The organism is Paenibacillus sp. N119s (assembly GCF_059447605.1).
Map to the genome: position 1 here is coordinate 1 of NZ_JCAJRU010000002.1, position 16047 is coordinate 16047.

The 16047-nt window shown below is 43.2% G+C and carries 15 protein-coding genes, 1 pseudogene and 1 riboswitch; of the genes and pseudogenes, 8 read left to right on the forward strand and 8 right to left on the reverse strand.

What is annotated here, in order from left to right:
• The 5 genes from AC5V8P_RS00525 to AC5V8P_RS00545 form a co-directional block, all read right to left on the reverse strand.
• Positions 1–398 (reverse strand): EamA family transporter (locus tag AC5V8P_RS00525; protein ID WP_495473540.1); only part of this gene is annotated, 398 nt, incomplete at its 3' end.
• Between the two features lie 168 nt (positions 399–566).
• Positions 567–711, reverse strand: a riboswitch (FMN riboswitch).
• A gap of 77 nt (positions 712–788) precedes the next feature.
• The gene (locus tag AC5V8P_RS00530) at positions 789–1481 is read right to left on the reverse strand and encodes a hypothetical protein (protein WP_064795412.1); all 693 of its coding nucleotides are present in this window, start codon (positions 1479–1481) and stop codon (positions 789–791) included.
• The gene (locus AC5V8P_RS00535; RefSeq protein ID WP_064795411.1) at positions 1474–2397 is read right to left on the reverse strand and encodes an ABC transporter ATP-binding protein; all 924 of its coding nucleotides are present in this window, start codon (positions 2395–2397) and stop codon (positions 1474–1476) included. The genes AC5V8P_RS00530 and AC5V8P_RS00535 overlap by 8 nt, the downstream gene beginning before the upstream one ends.
• A 102-nt stretch (positions 2398–2499) precedes the next feature.
• Positions 2500–3444 carry a sensor histidine kinase gene (locus AC5V8P_RS00540; RefSeq protein ID WP_064795410.1) on the reverse strand — a complete coding sequence of 315 codons (945 nt, stop codon included), beginning with the start codon at positions 3442–3444 and terminating at the stop codon, positions 2500–2502.
• Position 3445: 1 nt separating this feature from the next.
• Positions 3446–4153 (reverse strand): response regulator transcription factor, encoded by a 708-nt coding sequence (locus AC5V8P_RS00545; protein WP_064795409.1) that lies wholly within the window; start codon positions 4151–4153, stop codon positions 3446–3448.
• Positions 4154–4511: 358 nt separating this feature from the next.
• On the opposite strand from AC5V8P_RS00545, the gene arcA reads away from it, so the two are divergent.
• The 7 genes from arcA (at position 4512) to AC5V8P_RS00580 (ending at position 12603) form a co-directional block, all read left to right on the forward strand.
• Positions 4512–5744, forward strand: a complete 1233-nt coding sequence (gene arcA, locus AC5V8P_RS00550; protein WP_064795408.1) for an arginine deiminase — start codon at positions 4512–4514, stop codon at positions 5742–5744.
• Positions 5745–5768: 24 nt separating this feature from the next.
• Positions 5769–6767 carry an ornithine carbamoyltransferase gene (argF, locus tag AC5V8P_RS00555; RefSeq protein ID WP_063207958.1) on the forward strand — a complete coding sequence of 333 codons (999 nt, stop codon included), beginning with the start codon at positions 5769–5771 and terminating at the stop codon, positions 6765–6767.
• Between the two features lie 68 nt (positions 6768–6835).
• On the forward strand, positions 6836–8251 hold the full coding sequence (gene arcD / locus AC5V8P_RS00560; RefSeq protein ID WP_064795407.1) for an arginine-ornithine antiporter: 1416 nt from the start codon (positions 6836–6838) through the stop codon (positions 8249–8251).
• A 35-nt stretch (positions 8252–8286) separates the two neighbouring features.
• A complete protein-coding gene (arcC, locus tag AC5V8P_RS00565; RefSeq protein ID WP_064795406.1) occupies positions 8287–9249 on the forward strand; it encodes a carbamate kinase in 963 nt (320 codons plus the stop codon).
• A gap of 121 nt (positions 9250–9370) precedes the next feature.
• Complete coding sequence (locus AC5V8P_RS00570; protein ID WP_063207965.1) at positions 9371–10060, forward strand: Crp/Fnr family transcriptional regulator; 690 nt, start codon at positions 9371–9373, stop codon at positions 10058–10060.
• A 275-nt stretch (positions 10061–10335) separates the two neighbouring features.
• Positions 10336–10839 carry a DUF6933 domain-containing protein gene (locus tag AC5V8P_RS00575; RefSeq protein ID WP_064795405.1) on the forward strand — a complete coding sequence of 168 codons (504 nt, stop codon included), beginning with the start codon at positions 10336–10338 and terminating at the stop codon, positions 10837–10839.
• A gap of 132 nt (positions 10840–10971) precedes the next feature.
• Positions 10972–12603: a formate--tetrahydrofolate ligase gene (locus AC5V8P_RS00580; protein ID WP_064795404.1), complete on the forward strand. Its 1632-nt coding sequence runs from the start codon at positions 10972–10974 to the stop codon at positions 12601–12603.
• 31 nt (positions 12604–12634) lie between these two features.
• On the opposite strand, the gene AC5V8P_RS00585 is transcribed toward AC5V8P_RS00580, so the two are convergent.
• The 3 genes and pseudogenes from AC5V8P_RS00585 to AC5V8P_RS00595 all read right to left on the reverse strand — a co-directional run.
• A complete protein-coding gene (locus AC5V8P_RS00585) occupies positions 12635–13750 on the reverse strand; it encodes an ABC transporter substrate-binding protein (RefSeq protein ID WP_231116705.1) in 1116 nt (371 codons plus the stop codon).
• Between the two features lie 99 nt (positions 13751–13849).
• Positions 13850–14356, reverse strand: coding sequence for an AraC family ligand binding domain-containing protein (locus AC5V8P_RS00590; RefSeq protein WP_231116703.1), 507 nt, complete (start codon positions 14354–14356; stop codon positions 13850–13852).
• A 110-nt stretch (positions 14357–14466) separates the two neighbouring features.
• Positions 14467–15113: pseudogene (locus AC5V8P_RS00595) on the reverse strand (ABC transporter substrate-binding protein); the annotation flags it as partial.
• A 212-nt stretch (positions 15114–15325) separates the two neighbouring features.
• On the opposite strand from AC5V8P_RS00595, the gene AC5V8P_RS00600 reads away from it, so the two are divergent.
• Positions 15326–15958, forward strand: coding sequence for a LysE family translocator (locus tag AC5V8P_RS00600; RefSeq protein ID WP_063207975.1), 633 nt, complete (start codon positions 15326–15328; stop codon positions 15956–15958).
• The last annotated feature ends 89 nt before the right edge of the window (positions 15959–16047 follow it).

The following is a 16047-nucleotide window of genomic DNA, read 5'->3' on the forward strand; positions in this document are numbered from 1 at the left end:
TTCAATATCACGCGGGCCAGAATAATAGCGACCAAAGGCTGAAGCTTCTGGAGCAAAAGAACTGCATTCAGATCACCGTTGCTGAGTGCCATGGTGAAAATCACACTGGCTAGTGCCGAGCCGCCCCACGAGACAAATAAAATAGCGATAACTTGACGAAAGCGGATCGTTTTGAGCTCCTCGCGATGCTTCCACAGCATCGGTGTCAGAGCGATAAAGAGCAGTACATGCTCCATCAGTACGATTTGTGCTGAGGTGAATGATTTTAGCAAAATAATACGAAACAGCGGATCTGCGCCCCACAAGGCCGCTCCAATTGCGACTAGCCAAAAACCGCTTTTCATGTGGGAGCTGCGATCAAAACCTTTGGATGATAGTACAGTTGATGATTGACTCATTCTATTTAGCTCCTTGCGAATACAGGACCGGTGGCACAAAAACCCCCGTCCATGGCGAAGCCATGCAAGACGGGGGTTGATCAAATAAACTTGCCGCTTTATGCAAGTTAAATGAAGTCACTGCACAACCATAATGCAGTATTCATCGAATTTGCGGCATGTTCCTACTTCGATCTTCTTCCATCCGGACTTTACCGTCGGCTTTGGCATCTCACCAAATCAGTCCGTATCTTGTTGCCAGATACAGAGTCGCGGGCTTAGCTCCATGAGCCATACCGCCGGTTGGGAATCTCACCCTACCCCGAAGATCCTTATTCCGTTTTTTAATTTCTCCTATAGGATATACCTGTTTTAGAATGAAGTCCAGTGAAAAATGTGTGTATATTATTACTAGGCAATATCCTTATACTCAATGCGCCGGATGGCGGCATAAGCCACAAGCATTCCCAGCATAGAAAAGCTGATTTGCACGGGAGCAATGGAGCTAAGGGTAGCACCGTTATTATTGGAGAAAAGCAATGCTACAATCAGAATCGAGGTCACAATAGTCGTGGGTACAGAGTATCTTCGCATTCCCATATACAGTGGAACCAATCCCATAAAACTGGCGGCAACGGCATTGATTAGCGTGCGCGCTGATTGGTCGGCTAGTATGGAAAAAGTAAGCTTATCCGGTACAATTATGACAAACTGGTTGAGCAAATGAATCGCAGCCGTAATGATGATTTCCGATATTACAATAGACAAGAACGTAAACAGCAGTACAATCAAGAGCTTGGCGATCATTAGCTTTTGACGGTGAATCGGATACATGAACAAGATTGTAATCGATTTGGATTTGAATTCTCCTACGATAAAACGGCATAGCAGGACGGAGGCAAATACAATAAACGTGGCCCTCACCATATTGTCCATGAGATCGAGAAGCTGAGCGTACTGTCTAAATTCGGGTACTCCTTCAATGTGGCTGTCCAGCCCAATAGTACTAAGTAACCCTAGAATGCAGGCGTTAGCGATCAGCGCTGAACGGATATAACCCGCTAGATGAAGCTTTTTCATCTCCAATTGCATCAATTTAAGCATGGTGATCCCCTCCATGTAACAGACGTAAAAAGTAGTCTTCCAGCGTACTGCTTTTCTGATGAATGGAATCGACCTCTACATCATTTAAAATGAGCGTTTTCGTAATTTGCTTCTGCGGTACACTAGTATCGTAAATACGTATACTCTGTTCATTAAGCACCCTTATATTATTCAGACTCAGGTGATGGGAGAGGACGTAGGCTGCCTTTTTACAATCGTTGGTCGTAAATTCGATATATTCCGTATTGGCATCCCGTACCTGTTCCATCGAAACTTCCTCGATCAGCCGTCCGTGATTAATTACCCCTATCGTATCCGCAATCTGCTCAATTTCCGCTAAAATATGACTGGACACAAGCAGCGTCATCCCATATTCCTTGCATAGCATATGGAATAACTGCCGAATTTCCTTGATTCCTACCGGGTCTAGACCATTAATCGGTTCATCCAAAATGAGTAGCTCCGGCTTGGTCGCAATGGCTCGGGCAATCCCGAGACGCTGCTTCATTCCTAGTGAAAAGTCTTTTACAGGCTTGTCACCCGCATTCCGCAAGTTCACTAATTCCAGTGCATCCCGGACAGCCTGCTTATTATAATAGCCCATGTATTCACAATGAAGCTCGAGATTTTGCTGAGCCGTCAGCCTGTCATAAAAAATCGGATATTCAATAATCGAACCCATCCGTCCGAGCAGATGATAAGACTGTGGCGTTAGCTTTTCACCGAACAATTCAATCTCCCCCGAGGTCGGCTTGAGCAGATTAGTAATCATTTTCATCATGGTTGTCTTGCCCGCTCCATTGGGACCGAGAAAGCCATAGGTTTCCCCCTTGCGCACATTCATATTGACCCCTGCTATAATTTCATTGCCCTTCATGGCTTTGGTCAGCTGATGTGTACGTACTATGTAAGTCATGGGTGTTCTCCCTTCGTATGCTGTTGATATTTCAAGAATAAAGGGCGAAATGTTCATTTTTCTTTCGTAATTCTTACAAATTTATTAAGTTGAGCAATTTGCTTAATAGTTGATCTTCTTCAAGATAAAGGAGAAGACGGTCTGCTCATAGGGTTTGCTGGTTAATTGCATCTCTCCGTTCATGCATTCAACCAGGCGCTTGGCAATCGTAAGGCCTAGTCCACTGCCCTGAATCGTCTTATTACGCGAATCCTCAAGTGTGTACATACGTTCAAAAACCTTATCCTGCTCCGGCTCCTGTATGCCTTTTCCGCGATCCCACACCTCTATACGCACCGTATCCTGCTGTTCTAACAGCCTCAGGCCTAGCGTTCGACCTTCTGCACCGTAGCGAATGGCATTCGAAATGAGATTGCTCAGCACCCGCCCAATGGCTCCTTCGTTCCCCAAGGCATGTATGGGATGCTCCGGGATATCAATATGTACTGTAAACCCCTGAGCCGTCAGCAGATCATAAAACTCCAAAATGCTGCGTCTGCACAGTTCTCCTATTTCTAGTCGAGTCAGTGGAATGTCAGTATCGTTAGCTTCCAGCTTCGCCAAGTTAAAAAAGCTTCCGATCAACTCAATCGCTTCACTGGTCTTTTGATGAATTCTGGATAGCAGCTTTATACGTTCTTCCGGCAGCATATCCGGATCGCCATCCAGCATCTCGGCATATCCAAGCACAACGGTAAGCGGGGTCTTAAGATCGTGGGAAATATTCGAAATCATTTTTCGCATAGCGATTTGGCTTCGGTTGTAATCGGCTGATACCCTCAAATTTAAATCTAGTAACCGGTTGATTTCCGTCATAAGTCGCTGCAATTCAACGTCACTTGTAACATATAGCAGCTTTTCCGCATGATTCACGGTCACGATCCGCTCTAGTAGGGTTCGAACATTCTTGATTTTGCGCTTATAGGCGATGCGTTCTCGCCACAGCCATAGGATAACGCCAGACATCATAAGGACGACAATCCATTCGAAAATGTTTTCGATGTTCATATCAACCGTTCTCCCATTTGTAACCGATGCCCCACAGTGTCTTAATGTGGACAGGGTGAGAGGGATCTTCTTCAATTTTCTCACGCAGACGACGAATATGGACATTAATCACGTTCTCATCCCCCATATAATCGTCTTTCCAAATAAATCCGTATAGTTGAGCTTTCGTAAATACCCGGTTCGGATTGGATGCAAACAGCTTCAGAATATCGGATTCTTTGGCTGTTAGCTGAATTTCATTTTCATCGCGTGTGACTGTAAAATGATCAAAATCAATGCGCAAATCTCCATAGGTCAACACTTGTGCTTGCGGCTGTTCCTCCTGCTGTTGCAGACGAGCATAGGTAGTCGATCTGCGGATTGCGGATTGAATACGTGCCGTCATCTCTAGCATCGAAAACGGTTTGGCAACATAATCATCTGCTCCGAAGCCCAGTCCAAGCGCCTTATCCACATCGCTGTCCTTAGCCGACATAATCAGAATTGGCACGGCGCTGCGGGTACGAATTTGCCGGATTACCTCCATACCGTCAACCTTCGGCATCATCAAATCCACGAGGATCAGGTCGTAAGTATGACGTTCAAAGGCAATAAGCCCTTCTTCCCCGTCATAGGCGGTGGTTAAATTGTAGCCCTCCTTGGTGAGTGCTTTTAGCAGCATTTCAGCAATAGATAGATCGTCTTCAATAAGTAAAATATGCTGTGGCATAGGTGTGGAACACCCCTATTTTTTAGATTAGCTCGTGTGACGAACTGTAACTGAATTATATAGAGCGGTGAAGGGGATTTCCACAACATTATCCCAGAATAATTAAAACTCCCGGGATTGCCAGGGTGTCACGTCACTATCAACCACCATCGCGTTCAGAAGAAAGACTTAATTCAATCATAATATGGAATAGATTTCGCAAATCAGCGGGTTTATAAAAATACAGGTTTTTATGAATCTAAAAGTAAAATTGTGAAATATTTCACAATAGAAGTGTTGGCATTTGCACGAGACGGGAAGCATGGACCATGTATGATGCACTTGTAAACATCAAAAATCAAAAAAGGAGGTACGACAAATGGAGCATCCATTGCATGTTGCTTCGGAGATTGGGGAATTACAAACGGTTTTATTGAAACGTCCGGGACAAGAATTGGAAAATTTAACACCGGATTATTTACAGCCGTTATTATTTGACGATATTCCCTATTTGCCGGTGATTCAAAAAGAACATGATTATTTTGCCCAAACTTTACGCAATCGAGGAATTGAAGTTCTTTATTTGGAACAACTTGCGGCAGAGGCATTAGTGGATGAAAAACTGAGAGAAGAATTTGTTGACCAAATGCTAGAAGAAGGAAGGGCGGAGGGAAATGTTTCACATCGAATTTTAAAAGAGTATTTACTTTCCTTCTCCAATGAAGATTTAATTCAAAAAATAATGAGTGGTGTCCGGAAGAATGAAATTGGAACGAGTAAGAAAGTGCAACTGCATGAATTTATGCAAGATCATTCTCCATTTCATTTAGTTCCAATGCCCAATCTATATTTTACCCGCGACCCTGCAGCAGTGATTGGGGATGGATTAACGATTAATAAAATGAGAGAAACGGCACGAAGACGTGAATCATTGTTTATAGAGTATGTCATTAAACACCATCCGATATTTACTAGTCATCATGTGCCGATTTGGCTGGACCGCAATTATGAGTTTCCAATCGAAGGCGGCGATGAGCTCATTTTAAATGAAGAAACCATTGCTATTGGTGTATCAGCCCGTACCTCAGCTAAAGCCATTGAACGTTTAGCCCTAAATCTATTTGGCCGTCAAAAAAAATTCAAAAGAATACTAGCCATTGAGATTCCAAAGTGCAGGGCATTTATGCATTTAGATACCGTATTTACGATGGTTGATTATGATAAATTTACAATTCATCCAGCGATCCAAGGACCGCAAGGAAATATGAATATTTATGTTTTAGAGAAAGGTCCAGATGAGAAGACACTAAAAATTACCCATCATACCTCTTTAATGGAATCTCTAAAAGAGGTTTTGGGCTTAAAGGATTTGGTTCTTATTCCTTGCGGAGGAGGAGATGTAATAGCCTCTGCTCGTGAACAATGGAATGACGGGTCCAATACATTAGCCATTGCCCCAGGAGTAGTTGTTACGTATGACCGTAACTATGTATCCAATGCTTTATTGCGTGAACACGGTATTGAGGTAATCGAAATATTGAGCTCAGAATTATCCCGTGGCCGCGGGGGACCACGATGTATGAGTATGCCCATCGTTCGAAAAGATATTTAAATCATAGAGAAAGTAGGGATAAATATGGGAGAAACGATTTCAAGCTTACAAGGAAAAAGTTTTCTTGCGGAGATCGACTTTACAGAAGAGGAATTGTTGTATTTTCTCGATTTAGCAGCAGATTTAAAAGCGAAAAAGAAAAACGGCATTCCCCATCGTTATTTGGAAGGAAAAAATATAGCTCTTTTATTTGAAAAAACTTCTACTCGTACACGGTGTGCATTTACAGTAGCTTGTACAGATTTAGGCGCGCATCCTGAATATTTAGGTAAAGGGGATATTCAGCTCGGTAAAAAAGAATCCGTAGAAGATACGGCAAAAGTGTTGGGCCGCATGTTTGACGGAATTGAGTTCCGCGGCTTTGCTCATAAAACAGTGAGATCTTTAGCTGAGAATTCGGGTGTACCAGTGTGGAATGGTCTAACGGATATGTGGCATCCAACCCAAACACTCGCGGATTTATTGACCATCCAAGAACATATAGGGCATTTGCGAAATGTAAAGCTCGTTTATGTTGGCGATGGCCGAAACAATATTGCGAACAGTTTATTAGTTGGTGGTTCAATCGTTGGAATGGAGGTTCGGATTTGTGCGCCAAAATCATTATGGCCTGCACAGGAAGTCATTTATTTGGCGCAAAAGTTTAGTGACCGGGTCATGGTAACCAGCAGTATTGATGAGGCTGTTGCAGGTGCAGATGTAATCTACACAGATGTCTGGGTATCTATGGGGGAAGAAGATAAATTTGCGGAACGTATTGAGCTGCTTTCATCTTACCAGGTAAATATGCAAATGATTAAAAAAACAGGGAATGATGATGTTATTTTTTTACATTGTTTGCCTGCATTCCATGATCTCGAAACCATGTATGGAAAAGAAATTTATGAAAAACATGGATTGAGAGAAATGGAAGTAACCGATGAGGTATTCCGCAGCAAGCATTCAAAAGTATTCGAGCAAGCTGAAAATAGATTGCATACCATTAAAGCGGTTTTAGCAGCTACTTTAGGAAATATGGAGTAAAGAGGGAGTTTACTATGCCTTCTTAATCTCTCTTCCCTATCACTATCCAAAAGAGAGAGGCGAGAGTAGTGGGTGAAGAAAAGAAACTAGGACTATTTACTTTAACAGCCCTTGTTGTCGGTTCGATGATCGGTGGTGGAGCATTTAACTTGGCCAGTGACATGGCCAAAGGAGCCGGCCCGGGAGCTATTATTATCGGGTGGATGATCACAGGAATCGGAATGATTGCACTTGGATTATCTTTTCAGAATTTAACTCGAAAAAGACCGGATTTGGAAGGCGGTATTTTTAGTTACGCAAAAGCTGGATTCGGTAATTTTATGGGCTTTAATAGTGCGTGGGGATACTGGGTTGCCGCATGGCTCGGTAATGTAGCTTACGCAACTCTATTATTTAGCTCATTAGGCTATTTTTTTTCAATTTTTGATGGAGGACAAAAGATAGCGTCGATTATTGGAGCGAGCATAATGCTCTGGTGTGTTCACTTGCTGATTTTACGAGGCGTACAATCGGCGGCGCTTGTAAACTTAGTAACTACAATCGCGAAATTAGTTCCCGTGTTTGTGTTTATTATTGTGGGGATCTTTGCTTTTCAAATCAATATATTCGTAGACGGATTTTGGGGACAAGGCGGTACATTTGATTGGGGGGCGGTAGGCAGCCAAGTTAAAAGCACCATGCTTGTAACTCTCTGGGTATTTACTGGGGTTGAAGGGGCAGTTGTTCTATCTGGACGTGCAAAAAATAAAAGTGATGTCGGGAAAGCGACAGTCATTGGATTGATAGGGACACTTATTATTTACGTATTGATTACAGTATTATCTCTCGGGCTTATGCGGCAAGCAGATATCGCTAATTTAAAAAATCCAGCCATGGCCTATTTGTTTGAAAGTGTTGTTGGAAAATGGGGCGCTACATTTATTAACCTAGGTTTGGTTATTTCCGCCTCAGGCGCTTGGCTAGGGTGGACTTTACTTGCCTCTGAGATTCCATATTTATCTTCTAAAGATGGACTTTTTCCAAAATGGTTTGCGAAAGAGAATAAAAATAAGGCCCCTGTAAATTCATTATGGATTACGAATGGTTTAATTCAACTTTTTTTATTAACCTTCATTATTTCGGATCAAGCATATCATTTTGCGTTTTCTCTGGCATCCTCCGCTATTTTAATTCCTTATGTGTTTTCAGCGTTTTATCAATTGAAGTATAGCTTGCAGTCAAAAGAAAAAGACCGAACCATCAATACTGTCATTGGTATCGTTGCGAGCATTTATGGAATTTGGTTAGTTTATGCCGCTGGATTGGATTACTTGTTGTTAGCCATGACCTTATATGCTCCAGGCATCCTCATCTATTATAAGCTGCAAAAGCAAGATCACCCCAAGCGAATATTGACCCGGGTGGAACTGATCTTATCTCTTGCTATTGCTGCTTTAGCAGTTTTCACAATCTATGAATTAATGACGGGAAATATAACGATTTAGTATATTTGGAAATAAATATAATTGGAGGTCGAAATATGGCACGTAGAAAAATGGTAGTGGCCCTAGGTGGAAATGCTATACAATCCGGTGATGCTACGGCAAAGGCACAACAAGAAGCATTAGAACAAACAGCAGAACAACTTGTGAAAATAATACAAAGTGATGTAGATGTCATCATTGTCCATGGGAATGGTCCGCAAGTAGGAAATATTTTATTACAGCAAAAAGCGGCGGAATCGGAGGAAACCCCCGCCATGCCGTTGGATACTTGTGGTGCGATGAGTCAAGGAATGATTGGCTATTGGATGGGAAATGCGATTGCAAAGGTATTGAGAAAACAGAGCATAACTAAAGATGTGGTAACAATCGTAACAAGAATGGTTGTTGATGAAAACGATGGAGCATTTAATAATCCCACAAAACCAATAGGGCCTTTTTATACAGAGGACGAAGCAAGAAGATTGATGAAGGAAACCAAAGCAGTATTCAAAGAAGATGCGGGAAGAGGATGGAGACGAGTGGTACCGTCACCAGCACCTGTAAGCATTCTTGAATATAAAGTGATTGATTCTTTAGTGAAGGATGGGAATATCGTCATTGCTGTTGGAGGTGGCGGAATACCGGTAATTCAGTCTAAAGAAGGATTAACAGGAACTGAAGCAGTTATTGATAAAGACTTCGCTGCTCAGAAATTAGCCGAATTAGTAGATGCCGATACACTTGTCATTTTAACTGCAGTTGATTATGTGTATGTGAATTTTAACAAGCCTAATCAAAAAAGATTAGAGTCTGTAACTGTGGATGAATTAGAACAATATATAAAGGAACAACATTTTGCAGAGGGAAGTATGCTTCCAAAAATTGAAGCTGCTATTCATTTTGTTAAACCAAATTCAGCACGAAAAGCCATTATTACTTCTTTAGAGAAGGTATATGAAGCATTGGAAGGAAAAGCAGGTACGCTTATTTCCAAAGAAGAGGGGCCTGTTCATGAATAAATAACTTTTAAAAATCCGGATTTTTAAACCCATTGGTCGAGTTTGGGATGACTTTTGCTCCCGAATTCGGCCTGCTTGTTTCGTTGATCCTTTATAGCTTAAAGATAACAGAGGTGGATTTATGAATAAACGGAATGTGATCGAAAATTTAAAAGAGTTTGATTTATTTGCTGAATTGTCAGAAAAAAAACTACAAAGCTTAACAGAGTTTGTCTATTGGCGAACTTATAAGAAGGGCCAATTTTTATTTCTGGAAGGGGATTCAAGGGAACGAATTTACCTTTTGTTAGATGGCTTTGTAAAGGTAGAGCGGGTAAATCAAAGTGGGAACTTGCTATATGAGGACTATGTAAAACGATACTCAATTTTTCCTTATGGCGGCATGTTTACAGATAAAAGATACAATTACTCAGCAGAAGCACTGACAGATGTAGATGTATATTATATTCCTACAGCGATTTTTGAAGATATGTTAAAGGCCAATCAAAAACAATTAATATTTGTTGTTCAGCAGTTTTCTTTAATTTTAAAACTCCATGAACATCGTATACAACATATTACAATCCCGAATGCGCAAGATCGGGTAATACAGTCAATTAATTATTTAAGGCAGGATTTAGGGGAACAAAATGGGGAAGAGATTGTGATTTCGTGTCCACTGACCACAATCGAAATTTCTAAAATATCCGGAACGTCTCGGGAAACGGTTAGCGGTGTGTTAAACCAGTTGAAGAAAGATCACATTATTACAGTTTCAGGTAAAAAAATTATAATCCATGACCCCACCTATTTTGAGGAAATCTCTATATGAACATAAAGATGAACGTCTTCAAAAAGAAGGCGTTCATCATTTTTTTTGGTTATGACAACGAATAAAATCATTGGAGCAGTCATGGACACTCCTAACACAACATGTAATATATTTAATATTCATATTCTGCTCCCTATATTATTCTGAAAGAGTTTACAGGCGGCTTTTAGAAATCCGGTGTTATGATATATAAGACATGTCTTATGCGGAGAGCAGGTATGTCGAATCATGAATTACGCATTACGGTATAGGACCGTCAATAAAGGAGAGCAATGATGTTTGTTATACGGGGAACACAAAAACTGCTAAAGGAGTGGGAGACTGAACCACTTCACGTTGATATTTATCCGCCTTTGAATAGCTGGCATGCCGGTTTGTTTTTACTGAATCGGAGAAAAAATATTGTGTTTATGCATGATATATCCCGCTTAAGTGTCACGCTGTTTGGAATTAAAAAATCGCAGTACAAGAATCTGCCGGCTCTTTTTGTACAAGCCTTGAAGGAATTAATGATCAGCGAAGGGTTCGATGAACAAATTGTAGAGGCATATATACAGGAAGGCGAGCAGATGCTGGCAACTACGACAAATAGACATAGTGTGATGGTAACCTTAGATGAGATTATATTTATTATGAAGGAACTCGACATGGAGCATGGATGCGAGCTGGAAAAGAACCAGTGGAATAACCGAATTGTGTTCAAAACGGATCAATATAAGTACCCGATTGATGTTTTTAAGGAACTGCTAGAAAAGCATTATAAAGTAGAGAGTAGTTGAGAGTTTGCTAAGGATGAAACGCTTGCGATGAAATGAATCATAGCGCAATAAACGGTACACTCTGATAGAATAAAATGATAAAGGATTTACACCATCAGTCGGACTTATAATACAGGGGGTACATAACGAAGGATGAAGAGGATTGTTGAAGTTGCCAAAGAAGCAGGAATTGAAGAAGAGCATCTGGAGACGTATGGCAAATACAAAGCGAAGCTGAATCCATCTTTGTGGGAACAGTTGAAGGATCGCCCGAATGGAAAGCTGGTGCTGGTGACGGCGATGAATCCCACTCCGGCTGGGGAAGGAAAAACGCTGACAACCATCGGGCTGTCCCAAGCACTAAATGCGATGGGGCATAAAACCGTGGCAGCCCTGCGGGAGCCGTCTCTTGGGCCTTGCTTTGGGATGAAAGGAGGAGCAACCGGGGGAGGAAAGGCCCAGATTGTTCCGGCGGAAGACATTAATCTGCATTTTACAGGTGATATACATGCGATTTCGGCAGCACATAATTTGCTGGCAGCGATGATTGATAACCATTTGTTCCATGGAAATGCTTTGCGGCTGAAGCCAGAACGAATTGTGTGGAAACGGGCTGTCGATATGAATGATCGGAGCCTGCGAAGTATTGTAACCGGATTGGGTGCGGGGAATGGAGCGGTGAGAGAAAGCGGCTTTCTGATTACCTCGGCCTCGGAAGTCATGGCGGTGCTATGCTTAAGTGAAAATATGGACGATCTTAAAGTACGGTTGGGTCGGATGGTGATTGGATATAACGAAGCCGGTGAGGCGGTAACAGCAGAGGAGCTGCACGCAGTGGAAGGTATGGCTGTGCTGCTTCGGGAAGCCTTAAAGCCTAATCTGGTGCAGACGCTGGACGGAACTCCGGTTATTGTGCATGGTGGACCTTTTGCTAACATTGCCCATGGATGCAGCAGTCTGATCGGTACAAAGCTGGCATTGAAGCTGGGAGAGGTGGTCGTCACAGAGGCAGGGTTCGGGGCTGAACTGGGAGCGGAAAAGTTTTTTGACATCAAGTGCCGTCAGTCCGGCTTGCAGCCAGATGCGGCTGTGCTGGTCGTAACTGCCAAAGCGCTGAAATATAACGGCGGGGTAGCTAAACATGAGCTGGACGCAGAAAATCTGAAGCAATTACAACTCGGATTAGCCAATATGAGCCGGCATGTACGGAATTTGCAAAAGTTTGGTGTGCCTGTATTGGTGGCGATTAACCATTTTGTAACAGACAGCAAAGCGGAACTGGATTTGATTTTCTCGGAATGCCGCAAGCTGGGTGTACCCGCAGAGCTTTCACAAGTATGGGCGCAGGGAAGCCAAGGGGGAGAAAAGTTGGCCCAAAGCCTGCTGAACTTACTTCAGAAGGAGAAAGCCCATTTTGCACCGCTATATGATCATACGCTTGATTTGCAAGCGAAAATTAGCGTCATTGCCAAGGAGCTTTACGGTGCGGCAGAGGTAGCTTACGCGCCTGCGGCTAGACGGGCGTTGGCTGGTATGGAGCAGCTTGGTTTTGGACAACTGCCTGTATGTATGGCCAAAACACCCTATTCTTTCTCAGATCAACCTTCCTTGCTAGGTGCACCGGAAGGCTTCACCATTCACGTGTCCAGCGTATCATTGTCCGCAGGCGCAGGTTTTGTAGTTGTGGAAACAGGCAATACCATGACGATGCCAGGACTGCCCAAATCTCCAGCAGCTGAACATATGTCTCTGGAGGCAGATGGGAGTATCCAAGGACTCATGTAGCATTTTACTAGAAAATAGCAGCATTTTGGCATCAATGAACGAGCAGTTTGGGCAGGGCAGTGAGCAGCTTTTGCCGAGTCATGGCATCGCTCCAGTTCCAACGGTCTGCTTCTACGAAATATACTCGGCCTTGACGCACAGCAGGTAGGCTGTGCCAGAGAGGGCTGTTGAGCATGCATTCCAGCGCATGTTTGGAATCTGGCGCTGTAGGGACAAGCATAAAAATACGGTCGCCAGCGTAATCAGGCAATTCGTTCGGGTCAATTTCTGCGAAGCCTAGTCCTGCGTCAAGTATCTTTTGGATTGACTCGACAGGCTGGAAGCCGTGCGGATGGTAGAGGGCCGATGAGAATCCGGACATGCCCATGACAAAAAGCCGATCCCCATGATCGAAGATAAAGACAGAGGCGGTTTCTCCGGCTGTAATATGCGTACTAAGCTGCTGCCACATCGCTAGATTACGAGCGGCGAAGGCAGCTAACCAGCGTTCGGCTTCGCGTTCCTTATCGAGCCAGGCGCCAAGTGTACGCAGCCGTTCCTCCAGGGCGGCAAAGGAGTTGAAGGTGACGGTGGGCGCGATGCTTGCAATGCGCTCATATTCCTGTTCATCTGAGTTGGCGATGATAATCAGATCAGGATTGAGAGCGCTGGTCACGCCAGTATCCAGCGGAAGTCCCACGTCAGTTACGTTCCCAAGCCGATGCTTATAGACGCTGTATTCACTGAGCCGCAGACTTCCTCCAATGGCTGTGGCTCCTAACGCGAGCAGATCGCCCATCGTTTCACCATGATAGATGATGCGGCTCGCTCGGCGTGGGATATGAATATGGTGGCCTGTCCAATCCTTAACGTACACTGAACCAGCAGCGGAAAGCGCATATTTACCCGGCGGAATCCCCGTCATTTGTCTAAAACGCCGATTAAAATAATATTCGTCAGAGAAACCCACCTGACGGGCAATTTCACGCAAAGGCCGTTTGCATTCCAGCAGCAGCCGCTTGGCATGGTTCAAGCGCAGCTCAGTGAGGTAATGCAGCGGCTTTTTGCCTGTTATTTTGCGAAACAACTGGGAGTATTGCCATATAGAAACGTTCGCCTGTTCGGCAAGCTGCTTGACGGTAATGGGCTTTTCGTAGTGTTTTTCCATATATGTAAGGGTGCTTTCCACCGATGCGGGTAATACCGAATTAGCGCCTTTGTTATGCTCGACATGGGCGTGTGCTTCCTGCCATAGCAAAAGAAGCTTTTAAAACATGATTTGCTGACGTAATGCAGAAGTTTGATGATGCGGCTGGCTCGTTGGTTGGGCGCTATAAAATAACTCTTCGGCCAACTGAACAGGCTTGGAGGAAGAGGAGACAATGTATTCACGTGGTTCTGGCAGGACAGAGCCAAGATATAGGGATGGCATGCCCGTTACGTTTTCAGCCAAGGTCATGTCTGATGGTGTCTCTAACGGCATAGCGATCACCTGGAATGTGATTTTGTAGTATTCAGGTACAGTTCCAACCAAGGAGGCGATGCGATAGGATTCCCCAGGAGTTAACCAGTACCCATGACCTGGGTGGAAGACATACTGCTCTGGTCCAATACTCACCATACCTGTTCCACCGATGAACATGAGCAGACAGTGATCTGAATGTGGACGAAATTGTAGTCTATCGTTAAGCTCACTAGCCAGCACAATTTGCTTAAAATGAAAAAGCAGCGAGCTGGAAAAGGGTGAATATTCAGACGACGGGGACGGGTTCACGGTGTAATGCTCCCTTTATTGAGAATGGTTATCATATATGCATAAGTATACCTCCTTTAAGTTCAACAAAAAAGAAGCCTATCAACAAATGTCGATAAGCTTCTTCGGACTTATTTTATGAGCTTGGGCAGTTCCTCCAACAGCCATTTTCGGGTAGAAGCATCACTTTCGGTTTTACCAATGTCCTGCATGTACACATGTCCCTGTTGGACGGCAGGCAGCTGGAGCCACAGCTTGCTTTTCATTAACTGTTCGGTAGATTGGCGGGCTTCTGAGCTTGGAATGTTCAGTATGAAAATCCGATCTCCCGCGTATTGTCCAATCACCTCCTGCGATATTTGCACGAATCCTTTGTTCTCGTCCAGCGCTTGCTGAATAAGAGGAGTAGGTTTGAGACCATTTTTTTCATACAGTATTTGTGACAGGCCTGTCCGCGCCATGACGAACAAACGATCCCCTGGATAGTAGGTAAAGACCGAAGCTGTTTCACCCGATTTCACACCTTTCGCATGAAGTTTGCTCCACATCTCTGCTTCCTTGATTTTATATTGGGCTAGAGCGTGTCTTCAGCAGTTTCTTTCTTGTTCAAAATATCTCCGAGATGTATCAAACGCTTATTTAATGGCGCAAAGGTATCGAACATAATGGTAGGTGCGATTTTTGTTAACGCTGCATATTGTTTTTCGTCCGTATCGGCAGTAATGATTAGGTCTGGTTGTAGAGCCAAAGTCTTTTCTAAATCAATGGGAAACCCAATGATTCATAATATTGCGAATGAGAATTATTATCACAAAGGTAATAATAAGCGCTGATCCCTCAATGCTCAATAGACAAACTTGGTCCATGGATCCGATTTTGTACAAAATGAGCCTTAAGTGGTTTTCGTCCATACGTTCTTTAACATGTTATTGATTTGTCATTTTTTATGGTATAGAATATCAGTTTTATACATTTGAAAGGGGTTTTGAAATGGCATTGTTTATTACATATGTTTTACTAGGTTTCTCTATAGCGTTACCTATAGGTACCATTACGGTTGAAATGACGAAGCAAGGGCTAAAGAATGGATTTATACATGGATGGATTGTGGGGCTTGGGGGAATGACCGTCGATTTGTTATTAATCATTGGTTTATATTTTGGTCTGGCCTCGGTCCTATCCTTACCTATTGTACAGGTGATCATGTGGCTCATCGGAGCTGTATTTTTGTGCTATGTAGGGTACGACAGCATTAAAAATGCGGATCATGATATTGCGCTAGAAGGAGAAAAAAAGACGAAATCATTATTTTCTTCCTATAAAAATGGGCTGCTTGTCGCTATTTCACCAGGGAATTTAGTGTTCTGGGTGAGTGTTTTTGGGACTGTGCTGGCAAGTTCATTTGATCGATCAAATACAAGTCAATTCCTGATTGTTGGCTTAGGTATTTTGTTTGGTATTCTTATCCATGATTTAGGCTTGATGACCCTTGTAGCGACAACACGAAAAGCCATGAACCGAACCGCCATCAAATGGGTTACGATCTGTGCTGGTGTGGTTTTGATTGGTTTTTCGGTTTACTTCCTGTATGAATTTATGATCAGTCTCCAAAAGATTTTATAGCCTTGTACAAAGATGCGCTCAAGCTTGTCATGCCAGTCTGCATAAATCGAACAAGTCCTTCATAGACATGTACTAATTCATTTAAAACA